The sequence below is a fragment of the Streptomyces spongiae genome, from assembly GCF_009377185.1.
Taxonomy (GTDB): Bacteria; Actinomycetota; Actinomycetes; order Streptomycetales; family Streptomycetaceae; genus Streptomyces; species Streptomyces spongiae.
Genome location: NZ_VJZC01000034.1, coordinates 1 through 18769, shown reverse-complemented (window position 1 = coordinate 18769; position 18769 = coordinate 1). Strand labels below are relative to the sequence as shown.

17 protein-coding genes and 2 pseudogenes are annotated in these 18769 nt (G+C 65.9%); 9 read left to right on the top strand and 10 right to left on the bottom strand.

Annotated features, from left to right (window positions below; genetic code table 11):
- Nucleotides 1-368 precede the first annotated feature (368 nt).
- The 5 genes from FNH08_RS08090 (at nucleotide 369) to FNH08_RS08070 (ending at nucleotide 5682) form a co-directional block, all read left to right on the top strand.
- Nucleotides 369-1028: a hypothetical protein gene (locus tag FNH08_RS08090; RefSeq protein WP_152770682.1), complete on the top strand. Its 660-nt coding sequence runs from the start codon at nucleotides 369-371 to the stop codon at nucleotides 1026-1028.
- A gap of 44 nt (nucleotides 1029-1072) precedes the next feature.
- Nucleotides 1073-1744 carry a hypothetical protein gene (locus FNH08_RS08085; RefSeq protein WP_152770681.1) on the top strand — a complete coding sequence of 224 codons (672 nt, stop codon included), beginning with the start codon at nucleotides 1073-1075 and terminating at the stop codon, nucleotides 1742-1744.
- Nucleotides 1745-1837: 93 nt separating this feature from the next.
- The gene (locus FNH08_RS08080; RefSeq protein ID WP_152770679.1) at nucleotides 1838-3136 is read left to right on the top strand and encodes a hypothetical protein; all 1299 of its coding nucleotides are present in this window, start codon (nucleotides 1838-1840) and stop codon (nucleotides 3134-3136) included.
- A gap of 254 nt (nucleotides 3137-3390) precedes the next feature.
- Nucleotides 3391-4338, top strand: a complete 948-nt coding sequence (locus FNH08_RS08075) for an RNA polymerase sigma-70 factor (protein WP_152770677.1) — start codon at nucleotides 3391-3393, stop codon at nucleotides 4336-4338.
- A gap of 108 nt (nucleotides 4339-4446) precedes the next feature.
- The gene (locus tag FNH08_RS08070; protein ID WP_152770676.1) at nucleotides 4447-5682 is read left to right on the top strand and encodes an NAD(P)/FAD-dependent oxidoreductase; all 1236 of its coding nucleotides are present in this window, start codon (nucleotides 4447-4449) and stop codon (nucleotides 5680-5682) included.
- A gap of 19 nt (nucleotides 5683-5701) precedes the next feature.
- Here the strand turns inward: FNH08_RS08070 and FNH08_RS08065 are convergent, their stop codons facing one another.
- Entirely contained in the window at nucleotides 5702-6283 is a 582-nt protein-coding gene (locus FNH08_RS08065; RefSeq protein ID WP_152770674.1) for a hypothetical protein, read from the bottom strand.
- Between the two features lie 432 nt (nucleotides 6284-6715).
- Between FNH08_RS08065 and FNH08_RS08060 the strand changes: the two genes are divergently transcribed.
- Nucleotides 6716-7885 carry a hypothetical protein gene (locus FNH08_RS08060; RefSeq protein WP_194238409.1) on the top strand — a complete coding sequence of 390 codons (1170 nt, stop codon included), beginning with the start codon at nucleotides 6716-6718 and terminating at the stop codon, nucleotides 7883-7885.
- Between the two features lie 282 nt (nucleotides 7886-8167).
- On the opposite strand, the gene FNH08_RS08055 is transcribed toward FNH08_RS08060, so the two are convergent.
- The 3 genes from FNH08_RS08055 to FNH08_RS08045 form a co-directional block, all read right to left on the bottom strand.
- Nucleotides 8168-8656 (bottom strand): DUF6650 family protein, encoded by a 489-nt coding sequence (locus FNH08_RS08055; RefSeq protein ID WP_152770673.1) that lies wholly within the window; start codon nucleotides 8654-8656, stop codon nucleotides 8168-8170.
- A 214-nt stretch (nucleotides 8657-8870) separates the two neighbouring features.
- Nucleotides 8871-9524: a class I SAM-dependent methyltransferase gene (locus FNH08_RS08050; RefSeq protein WP_152770671.1), complete on the bottom strand. Its 654-nt coding sequence runs from the start codon at nucleotides 9522-9524 to the stop codon at nucleotides 8871-8873.
- 87 nt (nucleotides 9525-9611) lie between these two features.
- The gene (locus tag FNH08_RS08045) at nucleotides 9612-10028 is read right to left on the bottom strand and encodes an ester cyclase (RefSeq protein ID WP_152770669.1); all 417 of its coding nucleotides are present in this window, start codon (nucleotides 10026-10028) and stop codon (nucleotides 9612-9614) included.
- On the opposite strand from FNH08_RS08045, the pseudogene FNH08_RS53940 reads away from it, so the two are divergent.
- Nucleotides 10027-11209: pseudogene (locus tag FNH08_RS53940) on the top strand (tyrosine-type recombinase/integrase). The gene FNH08_RS08045 and the pseudogene FNH08_RS53940 sit on opposite strands and share 2 nt — an antisense overlap.
- On the opposite strand, the gene FNH08_RS08035 reads toward FNH08_RS53940, so the two are convergent.
- The 5 genes and pseudogenes from FNH08_RS08035 to FNH08_RS08020 all read right to left on the bottom strand — a co-directional run bounded on the left by FNH08_RS08035 (nucleotide 11206) and on the right by FNH08_RS08020 (nucleotide 13612).
- A complete protein-coding gene (locus tag FNH08_RS08035; RefSeq protein WP_152770707.1) occupies nucleotides 11206-11541 on the bottom strand; it encodes a deoxyxylulose-5-phosphate synthase in 336 nt (111 codons plus the stop codon). The pseudogene FNH08_RS53940 and the gene FNH08_RS08035 sit on opposite strands and share 4 nt — an antisense overlap.
- Before the next feature lie 894 nt (nucleotides 11542-12435).
- Nucleotides 12436-12627 (bottom strand): transposase, encoded by a 192-nt coding sequence (locus FNH08_RS51685; protein WP_407704343.1) that lies wholly within the window; start codon nucleotides 12625-12627, stop codon nucleotides 12436-12438.
- The gene (locus tag FNH08_RS51680) at nucleotides 12624-12797 is read right to left on the bottom strand and encodes a hypothetical protein (protein ID WP_228033973.1); all 174 of its coding nucleotides are present in this window, start codon (nucleotides 12795-12797) and stop codon (nucleotides 12624-12626) included. Before FNH08_RS51680 ends, FNH08_RS51685 begins: the two co-directional genes overlap by 4 nt.
- Before the next feature lie 56 nt (nucleotides 12798-12853).
- Nucleotides 12854-12994 (bottom strand): annotated as a pseudogene (locus FNH08_RS53935) (hypothetical protein); the annotation flags it as partial.
- A gap of 33 nt (nucleotides 12995-13027) precedes the next feature.
- Nucleotides 13028-13612, bottom strand: a complete 585-nt coding sequence (locus tag FNH08_RS08020; RefSeq protein ID WP_152770666.1) for a DinB family protein — start codon at nucleotides 13610-13612, stop codon at nucleotides 13028-13030.
- A gap of 563 nt (nucleotides 13613-14175) precedes the next feature.
- Here FNH08_RS08020 and FNH08_RS08015 point away from each other — a divergent pair.
- On the top strand, nucleotides 14176-15873 hold the full coding sequence (locus FNH08_RS08015; protein ID WP_152770664.1) for an nSTAND1 domain-containing NTPase: 1698 nt from the start codon (nucleotides 14176-14178) through the stop codon (nucleotides 15871-15873).
- A gap of 1 nt (nucleotide 15874) precedes the next feature.
- Entirely contained in the window at nucleotides 15875-17182 is a 1308-nt protein-coding gene (locus FNH08_RS08010; RefSeq protein WP_152770662.1) for a hypothetical protein, read from the top strand.
- A 483-nt stretch (nucleotides 17183-17665) separates the two neighbouring features.
- Here the strand turns inward: FNH08_RS08010 and FNH08_RS08005 are convergent.
- Nucleotides 17666-18769: AAA family ATPase (locus tag FNH08_RS08005; RefSeq protein ID WP_152770660.1), on the bottom strand; the 1104-nt coding region annotated here is incomplete at its 5' end.

Below are 18769 nucleotides of genomic sequence, written 5' to 3'. Positions count from 1 at the left end.
ACGGATTCCAGGCAACAACTCCCCCAATTCGCTGCTGTGGTCCCGGTCGGCAGCGTTCGGCGACAGAGAACACGATCACTCGCCATGTGTGAATGGATTCGGGTGTCGCGAAGATCAACAACGGACTTTACAGGCGGGTGTGTCGGCCGCACAAGACCGACCGGGAATCGCGCAACAGCCAGGGAAAGATATCGGCCATTAACCTTTCTTTGTCATGGCCGTCTCCGCTCCCGGGCATCCTCTGAGCTAAAGTACGCAGTTGCCGAGGGAGTATGCCCTGTGTGGAGTTCGGGGCATGCTCGCGTTCCCTATTCGGTCGACCGCCATACACTTCTGCTTCATCTACGTGTGTTCGAGGAGTGTGTTTCGTGTCCCATCCTGGCGTGGAGCCCGCCGTGCCGATCCTGCTCGGGCGGCAGCCCCGCTCTCCTGCTCACACGGGCTTCGACCGCCTGGCCGTTGTCACGGCCAGGCCGGATATGAAGCGTCTGGAGAAGGCAGTCGCCCACCATCAGGAAGTGCTCGCCGGCTCGGCCGAGTACGCGCGTGAGAACGCCAGGTGTTACACGGACTGGTTCGCGCTGCACGGGCACACCAGCCCGCTCACCGCGCAGTTGGCGTCCGTATCGGACGGGCGCCCCCTCCGCGGACCTGCCCCGGTTCGCGCGCTGCTCCACTGCGAGCTGTCCAACGGAGTGCTGATGGGGGTACAGGACCTTGACGCGGTGCGCGGAGGGATCCGTGTGGAGTACGCCGTGGAGGACACGCGGTTTCCCGGCTTCCGGTCCCAGGTGGTGTGCCGCGCCGACGAGCCCGTCCTCCGTGACGACGTGGACGTCTTCGCCTCCGTCTTCCAGGGGCCCGACGCACGCACGGGTATCACCCGGTCAACCGAGCGGCTGCTGTTCGTGGTCTTCGACGCGCCGGGGTTGAGCAGCGAGCGGTTCACGAAAGCGGTGGACGACGTCGTCTCACTGCTCGACGAGGCCGACGGCACCCCCCGGGCCGAGAGCATCGAGTTGACATGACGGCGCACCGGACAGCCTCACCTGTCTGGGACGAGCCACCCCCGATGCACGAACGGCGCTTTCTCATACGTGCGACCGAGGAGGTTCCCGCACCGCCCGTCGTGGTGGCGAGCCGGGAATGGCAACAGGCCTACATCGGCGCGGTGTTCGTGTCCGTGGGAACCGGGAGCTCACCGGACACACACAACACCGCACTCGTCCGGGCGCTTCTGGCGGCCGGCTTCTCGGGGCGGCACACCACGTTCTACAGCCCGCAAGACCTCCGGCATCTGCCGGAACTCGCCGAACTGACAAGCGACTTGTGGCTCCGGTCAGGAGACGGCCGGACGCCCGCCCCCCTCGATGCGCATGCCCTCGCGGTGGCTGAGTTACTGGCCGTCGGAGCCACGCACACCGTAGGTGTGCCCCCGCCGGTGGTGAACGCGGCGCGTGCCACCGCGTCGGTCATGAACAGCCTGTTCACCTCCCACGAGATTCCCCTGCCGGCCACGAGCGCCGCGGCTCTGCCGCCTCTCGACGCGAGCCCCGCGCCCAAGCCGGCCATGTCTGCGAACGCCACCCAGGCCATGGGCACGTACGGTCATGGCGCTCACCAACTGCTCCGTGCGGGAGCACTCGCCGTCTCCCTGGAATGCGAGCAGCTCATCGACCTGCTCTGCGAGGTCACCGAAGGAGCACGGTGGCCGGACGGCGTCCCAGCGCCTCCGACCAGCTGATGAGATCCCATTCCTGACGGCCCGGATCGGTCCCCACCCCTCTGGAGTCCCATGAAGGCATCGTCGACTGTCAGAGCAGTTCTCGCATTCGACGTGGCGCAGTATGTCCTCGCGACCCGTGCGGTCGGCCGTCATTACCTGGACCCGGAACTGCGCGACCGGATGGCAGAGCTGTACGTGGACCTGCGCGACGTTCTGTACGCATCCGACACGGTGATCGGCCGACGCGAGAGGCGGGTACTGCGATTCGCGGAACTGGTTCTCCAGAGTGAGTGGAAACTCGCCGATCTCTCCGGTGCCGGCCGGAGTCTCGATGTGCTCAGCGTGCTGAGCGGCCCCCGGGGCAAACGCTACCAACCCTACGCGAATGTCCGTCTCCTCAATCAGATCCTCGGCACGCGGCACCGTTCCAGCGATGCGTCGATCGAGCATCACTGCCGACAAGTGCTTCGTTTCCTGCTGCGGTCCTGGCTCGAGTACGAGCGAAGATCGGCGGCCGGCACCGAATCGTGGGGATGGCAACGTCCCCCGTCGGCGGGTGAGATGGACGAGCGACTGGAGCGCCTGTCGGCGCTGAGCCGAGAGACCGCGGCCTGGCCCGCGACGCCGCCCGCGCACGACTCTCCTCCCGCTCGGTGGGACGGCTACGTGGGCACCGCGGGCCACGGCGACATCCTCGAGTATCTGGTGAATCTGCCCCAGACCCAGCACCACGAGGAGAACGCGTTCCTCCGGGTCATCCACCTCACCGAGGTCACGACCTCGGGCATCCTGGCTCGTACGCTCAGCGCCAGGACGTGGCTCGAACAGGGACGCCTCCGGGAAGCCGGCCGGTGCCTGCAGCGTGCCGCGCGTCTGGCGCAGCTGCAACTGGACATCATGCGGGTGCTGCGCCGGACCATGTCGGTGGAGAACTTCCTCGGCTTCCGCAAGGAGACGGGCGACGCGAGCGCGGTTCAGATGACCTCGTCGCAAGCGCTGAACATACATCTCCTGGGCGTCCACCCGAACAAGGTGGAAGCGCTGGAGTCCGTTCCGGAGAACGCCTTTCTGCTCTTCCACCTCAACGACCGTTTCCAGCCACTGCGTTCACTGCTGCAGGACGTCCCTCAGGGAACCGAGGACGGGGCGGCGGTACTGAGCGCGGCCAGAGACCTCGATGAAGCGCTCTACGCATGGCGCCGACTGCACCTCGGGCTGGCCCATCGCTACCTGCCGAAGGAAGCGCCGGGATCCGGCGGAACCTCCGGGGCGCCATACCTGTCGGGTTTCTACCAGGACCGGCTCTTCGACCCCTCCGGCTGCCTCTTCCCTCATCCCGTGCCCGTCTCCGCGCCCTCTCTCGACGGACAGCACGTGCGGGCACGTTCGGTCTTCTCGCCCTTGAACTGAGCGCCGAACTCTCCACATCCGAGGAGCACCCGTGACCCAAGCCGAACAGCTCACCCGACTGCTTCTCGCCCTGCCCGTCGTGATCCTCCTCGCGCCGACAGGCCGGAGACCAGTGCCCCACCTCCGGCGCGCTTGGGTGGGTGGCTCCTTCGGGCGGCTTTCGGGCGGCTGTGGAACGCGTTGCGGTACCGGCCGAGCAGCGCGGGGCCGAAATGCAGCGGCCGTCGCGCACCGCGAGAGCTAGGATCCGGGCCATGGCCCTGACCATGAACGACGTGGATCGGTTCGAGGCAGCCAGGCCCCGCCTGGAGGCCATCGCCTACCGCCTCCTCGGCTCCGCGAGCGAGGCCGAGGACGCCGTGCAGGAGACGTTCCTGCGGTGGCAGGCGACCGACGCCGACCGCATCGAGGTTCCCGAGGCATGGCTGACGAAGGTGCTCACCAACCTGTGCCTCAACCACCTCACCTCGGCTCGCGCGCGACGCGAGACCTATGTGGGCCATTGGCTCCCCGAGCCGCTGCTCGCCGGGGACCCGATGCTCGGCCCGGCCGACGCCGCCGAGCAGCGCGAATCGGTCTCGTACGCGGTCCTCACCCTGCTGGAACGCCTTTCCCCCAACGAGCGCGCGGTGTACGTGCTGCGGGAGGCCTTCGACTACCCGCACCGGGAGATCGCCGAGATCATCGATGTCACCGAGGCGGCCAGCCAGCAGATCTTCCACCGCGCCAAGAAGCACGTAGCGGACGGCAGGACTCGCACCGAGATCGACGAGGCCGCCGCCCGGCGGATCGTCGACGAGTTCCTCGCGGCCGCAACCAGCGGCCGGACCGAACCGCTGGTGCGGCTGCTCACCCAGGACGCCATCGCTGTCGGCGACGGCGGAGGGAAGGTGCCGGCCCGCACCAAGGCGTTCGAGGGCGCTCTCGCGGTCGCGAAGTTCATGCGAGGTCTGTTCAAGCCCGGCAAGGCCAAGCGTGCCCTGGTCGGTGGCTCACCCGAGGTCTACGCCACGACCGCCAACGGCGACCCCGCCGTCGTGGCGGTCCTCGACGGCCGGGTCGTCGGCATCATGTGCCTGGAGGCCACGGCCGAGGGCATCGTCGCCGTCCGCAGCCAGGCCAACCCCGACAAGCTCGAACGCGCGACCCGGCTGTGGGCGGCCACCGACCACGGCGAACCCATCCTCCACACCGCCTTCTGACCCAGATGTCTCTGACCCAGATGTGAGGTGCTTCACATCCCGCTGCTGTCAGGAAACGGCGGGCCGCCCGGTTCAAGGGGCGAACCCGCTGAAGACAGGAGTACGGACATGCAGCACCGCATCATCGTCCTCGGAGCCGGATACACCGGAGCGATCGCCGCCGGGCGCCTCGCCAGGAGGCTCCACCGCGAGGACGTCGCGATCACCCTCGTCAACGCCGAGCCCGACTTCGTCGAGCGCGTCCGGATGCACCAGCTCGCGGCCGGCCAGGACCTCCGGCCGCGGCCCTTCAGCGAGATGTTCGCGGGCACGGGAGTCGCACTGAAGCTCGCGAGGGTCACCGGCGTGGACGTCGACCGCAAGACGGTCGCCGTCACCGACGCGAACGGCACCGTCGCGAACGGCACCGTCGCGAACGGCACCGAGGGGCGGGAGGAGGAACTGTCGTACGACACCCTCGTGTACGCCCTCGGCAGCGCCTGGAACGACCAGGGCGTCCCCGGCACCGCCGAGCACGCCCACGAGATCGCCAGTCGCCCCGGAGCGCTCCGGCTGCGCGAGCGTCTGGCCCGCCTGGACGCCGGACAGCCCGTGGTCGTGGTCGGCGGCGGCCTCACCGGCCTGGAGGCCGCGACCGAGATCGCCGAGACCCGCCCGGACCTCGACGTCGCCCTCGCCGCTCGCGGCGGCCTCGGCGACTGGCTCTCGCCCAAGGGCGGCGGGCACCTGCGGAAGGTCTTCGACAAGCTGGGCATCACGGCGCACGAGCACACCGCGGTCACCGCCGTCGAGCCCGATCACGTCCTCACGGCCGACGGCACGTCCATCCCGTCCGCGGTCACGGTCTGGACGACCGGCTTCGCCGTCCACCCGATCGCGCGGGCCACCACCCTGGAGGTCACCGACACCGGCCAGATCGTGGTCGACGGGACCATGCGCTCGGTCTCGCACCCGGACGTGTACGCCATCGGCGACGCGGCCATGGCCATGGGCCCCGGAGACAAGCCGCTGCGGATGTCGTGCGCCACGGGCACCCCCATGGCATGGCAGGCCGCCGACGCCATCGCGGCCCGCCTGACCGGCGGCAAGCTCCCGAACATGCCGCTGCGCTACTTCAACCAGTGCATCTCGCTGGGCCGCAAGGAAGGCCTGATCCAGTACGTCACCGCCGACGACCGCGCTGTGCGGGCCGCCCTGACCGGACGCCTCGCCGCCGTCTACAAGGAACTGATCTGCAAGGGCGCGGCCTGGGGCGTCGCCAACCCGCTGCCCCTCCCGACCCGGCGCCGCCGCATCGTCCGGGAGCCGGCCCTGGCGGGTTCGGCGGCCAACGCGCCTGCTTGACCCGCCCCGCGGCGGCCGTTCAGTCCAGGAAGTAGGACCAGAAGGGAATCGTGGCGTACTGATGGTCCTCGGGGGTTGGCACAGGACGGCCGAACTCGTGGTGGAAGTAGTCGACGAGATCAGTGCCGTAGTAGACGATGTCCGTCTGGTACATCGACAGCACGGGCGTACCGGTTCGGTCCGGATCGGCCAGCAGGTACCGGTGCGAGTAGACCGGCACCATCACAGGAACCTTGGCCAGGTACGTGCGAGCCACATCCAAGGCGTCGTCAGTACCCGCCGGCCTCGGGCCCCAGTCAGGGTGCCAGAAACCGTTGTGCTCCACGTCGAAGAGCACACCATCCACCGGCCGGGCCAACCTCCCCGCCAGGTCCTCCGCGTCGCCGTCCCGCCAATCGGGCCAGCCACGGCTCCCGGTCGGCAGTCCCGCGCCCAGCAGCGTCCGGTGCTCCACAGCGAATCGGAACCCCCAGCGCTCCTCCACCTGATCAAGTTCACGCTCGCTCATCCCTGGCTTGACCTCGACCCGGGCAGGAAGCCTGGCAAGCAACGCCCGGGCGTCTTCTGCGGTCAGCGGGTGCTCGGGACTGATCGGAGTCATGCGCGGAACGGTAGAACACCTGCGGGACGGGAGTCAGGGGGTTGTTCTCGGCCGTGGGTGAGCGACCTCGGCCGACCCAGCCGGGCGGCGCCACCCCCCAACAGACCGTGGCAAGTTGGGCCCCAAGGGAACGGGAACGAGGCGAATTTCACGCTCGATTTGACGCGGCCGCGGTGCATGGCGGTGTCCTGGAGCGATGCTACCGGCTGGGGCCGTTGCTGTACTTGCGTACTGAACAGCAAGATCTAGGGATACTCGGTTGGCCAGTATGGAATGCGGCTTGGGATTGCAAATTCAGGTTTCACTCACCTGGAGCACTGCCCATTAGTGCATTCATCAACGATACGAGTTGCGAACTGTGAGAGTGGCCTCTCTACTTGAGGAATGAGGCTACCTTGGAGAGGTGCGGCAGCCGGAGCTGCCCCAATCGACGTGGAGAGCAAACGTAGCAACCCTGTTTTCTCCGAGAACGGTCACCGGGATGTCACTGCGCGAGCAAGAAAGGGCGCTTGGCGGCAGCGCACAGCTGCCCATATCGCCGAATTGCAGGCACAGCTCGATAGGTATGACACGCAGGTGGACTTGTCTTCCCCCAATCGCAAGCTGGTAGAGAAGGCTAATGTGCTCCTTGAGGCGGCGCGAGATGGAGTGGACGACCGTGCAGACCTACTTTCATGGTGGTCAGGGTCAGCGGTAGACCGGGCTTCGGCGAACATCAACGAGGCTGAATTGCTGATTCTGCAGTTGACGCCTGATGAAGAGTTGGCTTGGCGAGGGGCAGTTGTACTTGCACATGGTGTACACCACTTGGGGAACGAAGACCCGCGATTGAAGCTTCTCGAAGAACATTTGCGAGAGAATGAAAATACCTTGGATGCGGGATTCAGGGAGCTGGCGATTAGTGTCCTGCATGCAGCCAACCATGTTCAGGAAACGGAAATAGCCAGGGCGCGTAATTTTCGCGATGTTCTTCTCGTTTCATTTTTTGTTACATCGCTGATCGTCGCGGTATTCATCTGGTCGGGATATGTCAACCCTACTGCGGTGGCGGATAAGCTGTGCTTCGATCCTGCTGATCCTCAGAGAGTCGGCCAGACGATTCATGTATGCCCCGTTGGAAAACCTGTAGAACCTGACGACATGCAAGAGGTTGACGACAAAGCGGGAGGCGCCGACGTTGTACTTGTGGCGTTGGTCGGAATGTGCTCGGCCACTTTGACGGGTGCCGCATCGGTCCGGCATATTCGGGGTACTGCGGGTCCCTATATGGTGCCGCTCGGGCTGCTGCTTTTGCGAATCCCCATCGGTGCGCTATCTGCTCTAATCGGCCTTATCCTCATTCATGGTGAATTCATACCAGGACTTTCAGCGCTGGATAATAGTGCCCAGATTATCGCCTGGGCTGTCGCGTTTGGTATCGGTCAAGAGGCGCTGACCCGAATGATCGATCAGCAGGGAAACCGTGTACTGGAGAACGTGCGGGGTTCGGCACGAGGGTTTGATTTTCCGCCTCCAAGCCCCGAGCCCAGCAGCCACGTACCACGGCCTACTCGCTGGCGCCGACGCATGGCACGTAAACGGCGTCTACGGCGCCGAAGCTAAACAACTGGATGGCGCGCGAATGCCTCGCTGCACCCCCGCCGGCCTCCGCCACGCTGCCGGTACGGTGCCCTCGACCAGAGCAAGTCGCGACAGCCGACCCGTAACGACTGTGCCTGAGCTCTCAGCTTGGGAAGCTGCGGGCATCTGGGGGTGGTTGGGCGCTGACCTGGGTCAACGGCTGGGCGATGACCTCGTTGCGCTGGGCCGCTTTCCCTGTGATTCCTCGCTGTTCCCCGCTCGATCTGGTGCGGTAGTGGTGCGGGTCAGCGAGGCCGCGAGGGCCTATTCGTCATCAACGTCAGAGTCGGGAAGGATGGTTTCCAGCTCCTCGGGCAAGTCAATCTTGTAGCGCGCGGCGATGATGCCGATCTGGATCCCGAAGACTGCTCGCAGTTCGCCAAGCGCGGCACCGAACGTGGCGTCGTCGATGTGATCACGGTCCCATCCGGCATGGTCAGGGCCCACGGTGTTGAGGAATCGTCGGCACGCAGCCCGCATCGCCCTGAGGCTCTCGGTGAGGGAATCTCCGGTGTCAGGCTCCATCAGGATTTGTGTCAGCGTCTCCCTGATCTCCTGCACGGACGCGACACAGTGTTCTCGGGCCTCAACCGCAATCATGCCTATGCGGGTCATCGTGAGAACCCTGCGGTCCTCCAGGTAGACAACGACTTTCCTGGCAACGGCTCCTTGCGGAATCGGCAGGTCCCAGTCAACGCCTCCCAGTGGCGTGCTGAAGCCTTTGATCCGTCGCATGATCTCCAGAACCTTCATACTCGGCATCCTAGGGAGCCCGACGAGCGGTGATCAAAACAGGTCGTATTGCTTGTGGGCGGCCGTTCGTCTGGTCCGTTGCGGCCTCCGGCCCCGTCTGAACGGTCGTCAACGGCGCTGAATGCGGCCGCCCTCTCAACCCAACGGCCTGACCGCCCCGCCCCGTGATCGTCGGCCGTCCAACCGAGCGGCCTCACCCTGGGAACGAGCCCTGTCAGGGCGTTTCGGGCTTGCGGGCCAGCAGGCAGGCGTGCGGTCTGTTCACCCGTCCGCCGGGCTCCAGTTCCAGTCTCGCGGTGACGACGAGTCCGGCCTGCTCCAGCAGGTCGACCATGCGGTCCAGGGGCAGGAGATACGACTCGTAGGACACCGGACGACCATAGGCGTGGGTGGGCTGCAGCCGCTCATGGCCGACATAGTCTCCCCAGAGCAGGTAGCCGCCGGGCGCGAGCGTGCGGTGGAACTCGGCGAACACATCCGGCAGCCACTGCGGGGGCGTGTGATGGGTGGAGTACCAGGCCAGGATGCCGCCGAGCTCTTCGTCCCTCATCTCCAGCGCGGTCATCGAGCCCTCGGTGAACCGCAGGTTCGGATAGGCGTGCCGGGCCAGCCCGACCATCTCCGGCGACAGATCGACGCCGAAAACGGACACCCCCAGCCCGGCCAGGTGCGCCGTCACCCGTCCCGGGCCGCACCCCAGGTCCGCGACCGCCCCCAGACCGGCCGTCCGCGCCAGTTCGGCAAACCCCGCCAGCATCGCGCGTGACAGCGGGTCCAACTCGGCCGGAGGCGGGACGCGTTCGACGTAATCGGCGGCGACCGTGTCGTACGACTCCCGGACGGCGGTCAGAAAGGAGGGCTCAGCCATGCGGGCGACCCTAGACCAGGCAACTGACAGACCATGGCACGACCTTCAGCCGACCTGCGCGACCTCCAAGGCAACTGTGGGGTCCGGTCAGAAGGGCGGAACCTGGTCGGGTACGAGTCCGGCCTGGCGGAGGAGTCCGTACAGGTCGGTCTCGCCCCAGAACTCCACGATCCGTCCGTCTCGGAGGCGGTAGGACTTGATTCCCGTCATGGTGAGGTCCCGGCCGCTGCGGTCGTGGGTGTAGGTGAGCGTGAAGGCCACGGTGACCCGGTCGCCTGCCGCGAAGAGATCGTCCACGTGGACGCGGCAGTTGGACAGCCCCGGAGTCAGGACCGACCCCTCGGGATGGTGCCGCCCATGGCCGTGCAGGCCCGCGCCGTGGACCAGAACGTCCTCGGCGACGATTTCTTCGAGCTCGGCGATTTGCTTCGTCTCGAAGACCCGAAGGTAGCGGCGGACGACCTCGGCGTTGCGCTTGCTGAGGGCTTCGGTTGAGTCGGACATGGAGGGACCGTATCCATCGGCCGCTCGGGCCCCCAGCGCACGGCACGATGACGACGAGGGCAGGAGGCTGCTGCGGATCATCCGCAGCGGCACCGGATCGGTGGTGACCTGGCGACGGGCCCAGATGCAGCTGACAAGCCGGCCGACTTCCTGGTCGCCGTGGCTGGCCGCGCAATTCCTCCTCAAGCGCTCAACCCGGGCTCGCTGTCGCGGCGTTCTCGACGTCCACGTGATCCCCAAGCGGGGCACCGCCCCGCTGGACCGCATCGACGTCGAGGACATCGCCGAGCGACTCGCGGACCTCCTGTCCGGCGAGGCGTCTCCGGCGAGGCGACCGGCGGCAGGAAGCTCAGCCCCCGTTCGGTCCGCGAGGCGTACGTCGTCCTCAGCCGCGTTCTCGGCTACGCCGTCAAGGCCCGTCGTCCGGCAGCCAACCCGGCTGTCGGCGTGCCCCTGCCGAAACCGATGCCGACTGACCATGTGTACCTGGACGACATGCAGGTCGACATGCAGGTCGACACGCTGGCCAACGCGTCAGGCGCCTACCGGGTGTTCATCCTGCTGCTGTCCTGCACCGGCCTCCGCTGGGGCGAGGCGTCCGCGTTGAAGGTGGGCCGCGTGGACCTGGATGCCTGCCGGGCGCACATCGTCGAGGCGTACGCCGAGGAGGTGAAGCCCCACGTCCAGGGCCGGGGAGATGAGGAGTCGCTCTTCACAGCCCCGCAGGGCGGACCGCTGCGCGCTCGCAACTTCCGTGTCAGCGCTTCTTCGCGCGGGCGGTCGCGAAGGCCGGGCTGGGCCACCACAAGGTCACCCCACACAAGCTGCGCCATACGGCGGCCTCGCTCGCCATTGCCGGCGGCGCGGACGTCAACGGCGTACAGACGATCCTGGGCCACAAGTCCGCGACGCTGACCCTGGACACGTACGGGCGCCTCTTCCCCGACCGCCTGGACGAGGTCTCGAAGAAGATGCACAAGCGCCGCTCCAAGCAACTGGCCAAGGCGAAGGCCAAGGTGGAGAAGGCGGAGAAGAACGCCCGCAAAGCTGCCGAGGCCGTGGCCGTGGCCGTGGCCGTCCTGGAGGATCCCGCGGCGCGATGTGTGCCTTATGCGGGCTGTGTATGGCGGCAGGGGTCGCTTCTGCGGCGCGGCGGAACGCCCCTGCTTTCGGGCTGCTAGGGCAGGTCGCGGCGGACCAACGCCTGAGCGAACGGTTCTCCGGTGGTCCGGGCGTAGGCCATCCGCTCGCGTACCTCGCTGAGGGTACGTGGGCGGTAGCCGGGGCCGCCGCAGCAGCTCTTGTGGAAGCGCACACCGGCGTGCAGCAGCACGGAGAGGGTACGCCAGGCGGCGGTGTCCCGCCTCTTGGGTGCCGCGAAGGCGGATCCGACGTGGATCAGTGGTTCGGCGCAGCGTGGACAGACCCGGTCGTGGTCGTGGTAGCCGGGGTAGGGCTGCTTGTACGAGGCCCGGCAGGCCAGGCAAACGTACGAGGTCTTTCCATGGGCCATGGCGGCAAGGGTAGAGCCGCCGCAGGGTCGGGCTCGACGGATTTCCGGCAGGCTGCACAGCTCTTCGGTAAGGGGGGCGGCGACGGCCGACCGTACTTGCCTTCTACTCGGCGCCTCGCGTGCGGCACGACGGACGTCCTTCAGTTCGCCCATCTCCTCAAGGTCGCCGCTGCTCAGGATCAGCTGCCCGTGGTAGCCCTGGCAGCGAGGCTTCAGTGAAGCCCGCATCAGGCTCTCCAAGCGGTCGACCGGCTTGTCGTATCGGCGCCGGGCCAGTTCGTCCTTCGCGGGCATCTCGCACGGCTCCCCGACTCTGCCCGCAGCGGCATGTGTGCCAGATGTGTGCTGCGAGCGCGAAGGCCCTCTGTCCGTTGGGCGGAAGGGCCTCTGAACAGGTATTTCTCTATGCCCCGGCAGGATTCGAACCTGCGACACCCGCTTCATGAGTGGGACGGAAACCATGATCAAAGGTGTTGGGTCACGCATCGCTCACGCGTGGAGAGAAGAGCGCGCCATTTCCGCGTAGGGGCGGTGTCTCACCTTGTGTGGTTGAGGGACGGGAAAAGAGCGCGGGCAGGTCCGGGTCCGGTACGACGAAGATGCCGTTCGCTTTGGCCAGGAGGTGGAGGGGGTCTCTTCTGGGCGATGGAGCCCGTCACCGAAGATCTTGCGGTCGTCGGTTCCCGTGACTCGGGCGCTCGCCCGCAAGGGGGTCTCCAGGGGCACCGGCCCGTGGTAGCGCATCCGGAGTGAGATGGTCATGCCCGGGGCGCCGGCCGCGGCGCATGCCTACCCCGTCAGTTCCTCGAGGAACATGGCGCTGACGCCGCCGTGGCCGTAGCCGGGTGGTCCTCGTGCGCGATGCCCAGAACGCGTCGTCCCACCATGCCGCCGTCAGCCGGAGTCACGCCGTGGTCCCCGGCGGGACCGGACGGCGGGTATGCCGCGGATGAGCGGCTTGAGGGCGAGGCTGTCGTACATGTTCGCGCCGGACACGGCGACGGCGAGCGGGATGCCCTGGGCATCGGACAGCATGTGCAGCTTGCGGCCCTTCTTGCCGTGATCGACCGGGTTCGGCCCGGTCAGCGATCCCCCCTTTTGGCGTGAACGGAGGCCGCGTCGACGATCGCCGAGGTCCAGTCCAACTCGCCGCGGGCCCCGAGTTCGTCCAGCACCGCCCGGTGCAGCCGACGCCGCAGGTCGGCCTCGGTCCATACGGTGAAGCGGCGATGCGCGGTGGCGGGCGACGTGCCCAACGTCGGGGCAGATGCCGCCAGGCACAGCCGCTGGTCAGCGCGTACGCCACTGCCGTGAACACGGTCCGCTCGTCACACGGAGCGGTCCCACCACTGTGCGGACGAGCAGCGAACGACGGCGGCAACGGGGCGGCCGGCTCCCAGAGTTCATCAGGAAGCAGACGCTCCGACAGATCAGCACCCGCGACCGGCAGCATGCCGCACGGACATCAAGTCAGGTGGGGCAACCTCTAAGCCTTGATGGGTGCGGCCGACCTGGTGGCCTGCTCGATCTTCGCGCAGTGGGCTGCACGGGCTTGCTCGTCGATCTGCTTCTCGTGTTCGGCGCGCACCCCGGTCCGGCCGTCGAGGCCCTCGCGCAGGATATCGGCGTGCCCGGTATGCCGGATGGACTCGCCGAGGACATGGACCATGACGGCGAACAGGTTCGTGTTGGGACAAGGCTCCGGCCACCACGGCACGTGGCCGGGGGCGTCGAGGGGAAGCTCGTTGATCGTCGCGTCCGAGTGTTCCCACGTGCGCCGGTAGAACCCGATGATCTGATCGCGGGTCTCGTCCTCGGTCGCCCACAGATCGCTGCCGTTGGAGTCCTGCCACCGGGGCAGCGGTTCCGGGGAAGGGCGGTCGAAGACCTCGCCGAAGTACCTGGCCTCGACGGTGGCCACGTGTTTGACCAGGCCGAGGAGGTTGGTCCCGGTCGCTGTCAAAGGCCGGCGGGCGTCGTATTCGGACAAGCCGTCGAGTTTCCAGAGCAGCGCCTCGCGGTCCCGCCGTAGTCTCCCGTGCAGGTTGTTTTTCGCGAATTCATCGATCATGTGGCATGAGCCTGCCATGGGCTTCTCGTGCTCTCAAGATCCCGTACGTGGTCCGCAACGACTGGCAGAGCCGAGGGGCTGGCCATGGCCGGCGCCCTGGCCTGCTACAAGAAGCTCGTGAAACTTGCCACGTGAGACAACCTCTCAGGAGTTTTCCCTGGGCAGCGCGGTGACCTGTGGGAACACCGCGCCCATGGCCACTGGTCTGGGGCAATATTCCTCCCCAGTTCTCGCTTGTTCACGCGGTTTCCCGGCCCATGTGTGCTGAATCCGTTCGTCGAGTGGTTTGGCCTACGTGGTGCCAACGGACCTGCAACAGTGGTGGACTGCCCCGCACTCCACTATCGCAGTCCGGCTGCGCCGATGATCACAGCAACGAGACGAAGCCCTTCTCTATCGGCTGCGGCTATGGCACTGGGCCCTGCGTTTCGAGAAACGTCCTCGCAAGCGACCCCGGCTTCGAACTCTGGTCCGCTTCGACGACCGCCTGGCGCCCCCGCTGCGTCCGCGAGGTCCGTCGACGCGATGACTGAGGTACCGGGCCTGGACCGGGGGATCAGCAGATGGAGGACCTGCACAGGGTACAGTTTTCACTTTGTCGCATCCTCACGATCTGGCATCCTAATCTCGCCGCCTATGCAGAGCATGCCGAAAGACGTATCCTGACGTTCCGTCACGCAAAGGGGGGCTTTCGGTTGAACTCAGGAGATTCCAGCAACAAGCCAAAGAGGGCGCCGGCGCCCACCAGGAACCAGATGAAGCTCGAAGAGAAGATTGCCGAATTTGAACGCAGGCATACTTTCGGCAAGAGTTTGACTGCCTATTTGAGTCGTAATCGAATCAAAGTGGTTCGCGTCGAACAGGGGTTGCAAGGGCGATGGAGCCTCTTCGCCGTCCTTCCCACATCTACGGCCGAGATGTTCGACATCGACCGGGAGCTTCTCTTTCTTGTCACGGACTACGAGGCTGTCGAGCCGCGAATCTTGAACGACCTCCAGTCGCAGATGCGAAACAACGCGCGGGTGGAGGACGAGATCGCCGTTCTGATCAGCAGGGACGGAAATGCCCGACGGCTGGTCAGAATGCGGGCGGGCGAGGCCGCCATCCTGACAATCGAAGGACAGAACCTGCCGGGTGAGGTTCCTGACTTCAGGGTCATCGTCTCCGAGATGCTGGAGAGCGTTGACCACTTCAATGTCACAACCCCCATCACCTCTCCCAGTGCATTTTTTGGCCGACAGCGCGACATATCCAGTGTCAGGCGATTCCTTGCCCAAGGCCAGCACGTGGGCATCTTCGGACTCCGGAAGGCGGGAAAGAGTAGCCTGCTGAATCGCGTCTCGGTCCTGGAGCGGGAACTCGGCTCGATCGTGGTGAACCTGGACCTCAACGAATACTTCGGAACTCCGCGACGTTTTCGGGCAGGCATCGTGAGGTCACTTTCGGAAGAACTGGCCAGGAACAAGATTATCGTTCCGAAATTGCGCAGCTTGAGATCCCATGGGCGGGATGACTTCATCAACGAATACTGGATGAGCGACCTGGACTCGCTCCTCAACGCAATCCCCGCCTCGCGCAACGTCATCTTCGTGATCGACGAGATCGACAGTGCACTCCCGTCGCGGATTCTCAGCAGGGCCGAGGCGGACGAAGAAGTCGGGCTCCTTCGGGCACTCTCGCAACTTCGCGCTTTCATTCAGAAGCGCCAGAGTCGCGGCCAGATTCCTCCGGTCATCCTGTCCGCCGGGGTCGACCCCTCGCTCTTCGAGAGAGCTTCGGTACGCGGTATCACCAATCCGCTCTTCCAGTTCTCGGCGCTCAAGTTCATTGAGCCGATGGACCGGGAGGAGCTGCAGGACATGATTCGGACCCTCGGCAAGCGGACCGGCCTCAAATTCCGAAGCCATGAAGTGATCGATGAACTGATGGAGGAGTACGGCGGCCACCCTTTGCTGACCCGCCAGGCCTGCTCCTATGTGCACCGGAATCGCCCTCGAGGGGTGGTGCCCTACCAGGTGCAGAAGAGTGACGTGCAGAAAGCCTTTGCCGCCAAGGGGCCGGGTTCACCGCTGGAGCACGCCCGCGCCATCCCTGAAAGCTTTGCCGAGTGGTTCCCCCAGGAATCAACGGTACTCAGCGAGCGATGGTCGAACCTTCAGTTCGATCCCATGGAAACGTCCGGACTGGAACACGCAATTTCCTATGGGCTGCTTCACGACAACGGAAGTGTCCGAATGAGAGCACTCACGAGGACGACGTGACATGACGTTCCGGTTCAAGAGCCACGACGCACTTGCCGAAGCAATCGTCGAACACCTCGCCTACGGGCAGATCGTAATTCTCCGCGCGATGCCAGATTCCGGCCGCTCAGTTCTTCTCGCCAGTATCGCCGAGAAGTACAAGGAAATCATCGGGTGCGCTCCCCGTAGCCTGCGGCCCGAGGAAAAGACAGACCCCGACTCCGTGGTGCAAGAAGTCGAGTCGCAGATCTCACGTTGGGGACAGGCGGCCCTTCTCTTGGACGACTGGGGGAGGATGGTCAGGTCGTCTCCTGGCACTCCGTGGCAGCAGAGGATGACCCGTCTGTGCGTGGACGGACCACAGGCCGTCTCAACCGGGGCTCTCATCGTGGGCGCTCCGGGCGAGAACCTCTCACGGTTCGGCGAACAGACGAGCCCACTCGTGGACGCTGCTCATGAAGTTTTCCCCATGCCTCTTCTGACTGTCGAGGAGATTTCCCAGGCACTGCGTGAAGAAGGGATCGGTAGCGTCGAGGCTGATTCGGCTGCTCTCGAGTACGGCGGCAGTGTCGGCCTGTTGAGAAGCTACGTCGACGGCCGACTGACTGAAGCAGAAATCGAGGCGGCGGTTGTCAGTGTCGCCTATCACGCCCAGTCAGATGCGGCACAGCGGATCATCGATCTGTCGCGCAGGGAGGGATTGGAACTTGCCTGCGACGAGATCGACGTTCGCCTTTGTCCGGTTGTCCTCCGGACCTCTTCAGGCCGATCCGTGATAGCGAAGGCATTCCATAGTCGTGGCATAAAAAACCTGGTTATCGGCTCAGGATCGGCCTGGCCCAAGGACCGCAAAGCGGCGGTGCAGCGTTTTTACTGCCGAATCTACGGAAGTGACGACGTGTTCTGGTACGACCGTTACATGAGTACTGGGCTGCCGGACCTGACGGACTTCTTGGAAGAGCTCAGCATCGTGGCCGAGGGCAGGAACCGCACACTGCGCCTTCTCAGCGGTTCACCGATCAAGCAGATCGAACCCGCCGTACAGGCTCGTTTTGTCTCGGCAGCCATCACATGGGCCGCACGCGGCCTCCATGTCTACTGGCACTCTGTTCAGAAGAGAGATATCGGCCCGCTTCATGACAGACAACTGGTGTCGAGGTCGCGACTTGAGGGGCACCATCTACCGCCGGCCGACCGGATGGTCGGCAAGGTCCCGGCAGGCAACGAGAACGACGCGCTGTTGCCCCATGCTCCCATTGCGTCCATCGAGGCCGCGTGGCTCAGATCATCGTGCCTGATGTGCTCGGGACCGCCGAGCTGCCAGTACTGAGAGCGACGGCGATACGGTCGGTCCGAGGGCAGCCCGGGCGGGCCCAGGTCGGCTGCTCCTCTGAGACCGGCGCACTGTCCAGCTGGTCACGGAGGCTTCCGGCCGATCCGCCGGCCCGACTCGAGTTGAGTGAGTCCGGCATGGACGCGTGCAGCGCGGAGGTGCTCCCCGATCTGCTGGCGTCGGGCGGGCATCCAATCGGGCATGGGATCGAGTGGCACCAGACAACGCTCGATTGATCTTTACTCGTTGTCCTTGCCCGGCCAGAAAATGATCCACGTTCATGATCACGTGAGGATGGGGCAACTATGTGGCATTTGCTCCGTTCGGGAACTGCTCAGCCTGGGTCGCCTCCCGGCGCGCTTCCTGGATGATCTGTTCGAACTCAGCGGGCGGCGAGGACACGGCTGCCGGACGGCGGTTTCCGGCGCGCTTCCATCCGGAGGCCATGTTCCCCGTACAGGGGCGGTGACTGCGACCGGGTCAGTCGCCGTGGTAGAGGCGAACTGGATCGATCAGCTGGATGGCGGGGTCGTTCCCGGCGAGGTGGCGCAGTTCGTCGGTGAAGCCGGTGCCGCTGTAGCACTGCAGCCGGGTGACGTCGGTGGCGGAGCCGCGCGCGGTGAGGAGAGCACGGATGTGCTGGAGACGTTCGAGGTGGCCCTTTCCCATGACTTCGTTCCATTTGGCTTCGCCGATGGCGAGTAGTGTTTCGCGGCCGCTGTCGGTCTCGCCATGGACCGCGAAGTCGACTTCGTGGCTGGTTTTCGCGGCAGGATCGTTGACGGTCCCGCTGCCGACCCTTGTGACCTGCCCGCCGTGGGTTGCGGGCGACGCGTGCCAGCGGGCCCATTCGCGGCAGACCTGTTCGAAGTGCGGGCCGACAACCTTGCTGCGGAAGGTGGACTGGGCGCGGCGCCAGACGGCGGGGGCGCGTCCGGGGCGTTCCAGATCGCCCCAGGCGGGGCGCATGACCGCGTGGTAGAAGGCGATGAGAGGTTCGGCGATGCGGTAGGCGGAGCGGTTGCGGCGGAAGGCGTCGGCCTCGTGGGTGATCATGCCGATGTCCTGGAGGACGCTGAGCGGGTGGGCGAGGTCGGTGGACTTGCGGCCGAGGTAGTCGGCGATGCCGCCGCGTGCGGCGTTTCCGGCGGCGATGGCGGCCAGGACGGAGTGGTAGAGCGCGGTGTCGTGGAGTTGGGGTTCCTCTGCGAGCAGGTAGCGGGCCTCGCGGAAGAGCGGACGGGCGGGATTGAGGACGGCACGGGTGACCCAGGCGTCGAAGTCATGGGGCCCGGCGGGGGCGTCGCCCTGGGTGAACTCGCGGCGGTAGGCGGGGGTGCCGCCGACGATGGCGTGGGTGAGCAGTGCGGTGCGCGGGTCGGTGATCTCCCAGAACTCGGCGGCGAGGCGGAAGTCCAGGGTGGGGACGACGAGTTCCAGGCCGGCGCGGCCGCGCAGCGGGGCGTTGCCGACGAGGAGTCCGCCCATGAAGGACAGTGCGGAGCCGCACAGCAGGAGCCGTACGGGGGTGTTGGTGTGCTGGGCGGCGGGGTCGAGCGCGCGCTGGATGATCGAGGGGAGGGC

What these genes read in the sequence shown, in the direction of transcription:
- FNH08_RS08020 (WP_152770666.1), bottom strand. Translation starts at nt 13,612, where the DNA reads ATGATCGATGAATTCGCGAAAAACAACCTGCACGGGAGACTACGGCGG.
- FNH08_RS08070 (WP_152770676.1), top strand. Translation starts at nt 4,447, where the DNA reads ATGCAGCACCGCATCATCGTCCTCGGAGCCGGATACACCGGAGCGATC.
- FNH08_RS08015 (WP_152770664.1), top strand. Translation starts at nt 14,176, where the DNA reads ATGGAGGACCTGCACAGGGTACAGTTTTCACTTTGTCGCATCCTCACG.
- FNH08_RS08050 (WP_152770671.1), bottom strand. Translation starts at nt 9,524, where the DNA reads ATGGCTGAGCCCTCCTTTCTGACCGCCGTCCGGGAGTCGTACGACACG.
- FNH08_RS08055 (WP_152770673.1), bottom strand. Translation starts at nt 8,656, where the DNA reads ATGAAGGTTCTGGAGATCATGCGACGGATCAAAGGCTTCAGCACGCCA.
- FNH08_RS08065 (WP_152770674.1), bottom strand. Translation starts at nt 6,283, where the DNA reads ATGACTCCGATCAGTCCCGAGCACCCGCTGACCGCAGAAGACGCCCGG.
- FNH08_RS08085 (WP_152770681.1), top strand. Translation starts at nt 1,073, where the DNA reads ATGCACGAACGGCGCTTTCTCATACGTGCGACCGAGGAGGTTCCCGCA.
- FNH08_RS08075 (WP_152770677.1), top strand. Translation starts at nt 3,391, where the DNA reads ATGGCCCTGACCATGAACGACGTGGATCGGTTCGAGGCAGCCAGGCCC.
- FNH08_RS08035 (WP_152770707.1), bottom strand. Translation starts at nt 11,541, where the DNA reads ATGGCCCATGGAAAGACCTCGTACGTTTGCCTGGCCTGCCGGGCCTCG.
- FNH08_RS08045 (WP_152770669.1), bottom strand. Translation starts at nt 10,028, where the DNA reads ATGTCCGACTCAACCGAAGCCCTCAGCAAGCGCAACGCCGAGGTCGTC.
- FNH08_RS08010 (WP_152770662.1), top strand. Translation starts at nt 15,875, where the DNA reads ATGACGTTCCGGTTCAAGAGCCACGACGCACTTGCCGAAGCAATCGTC.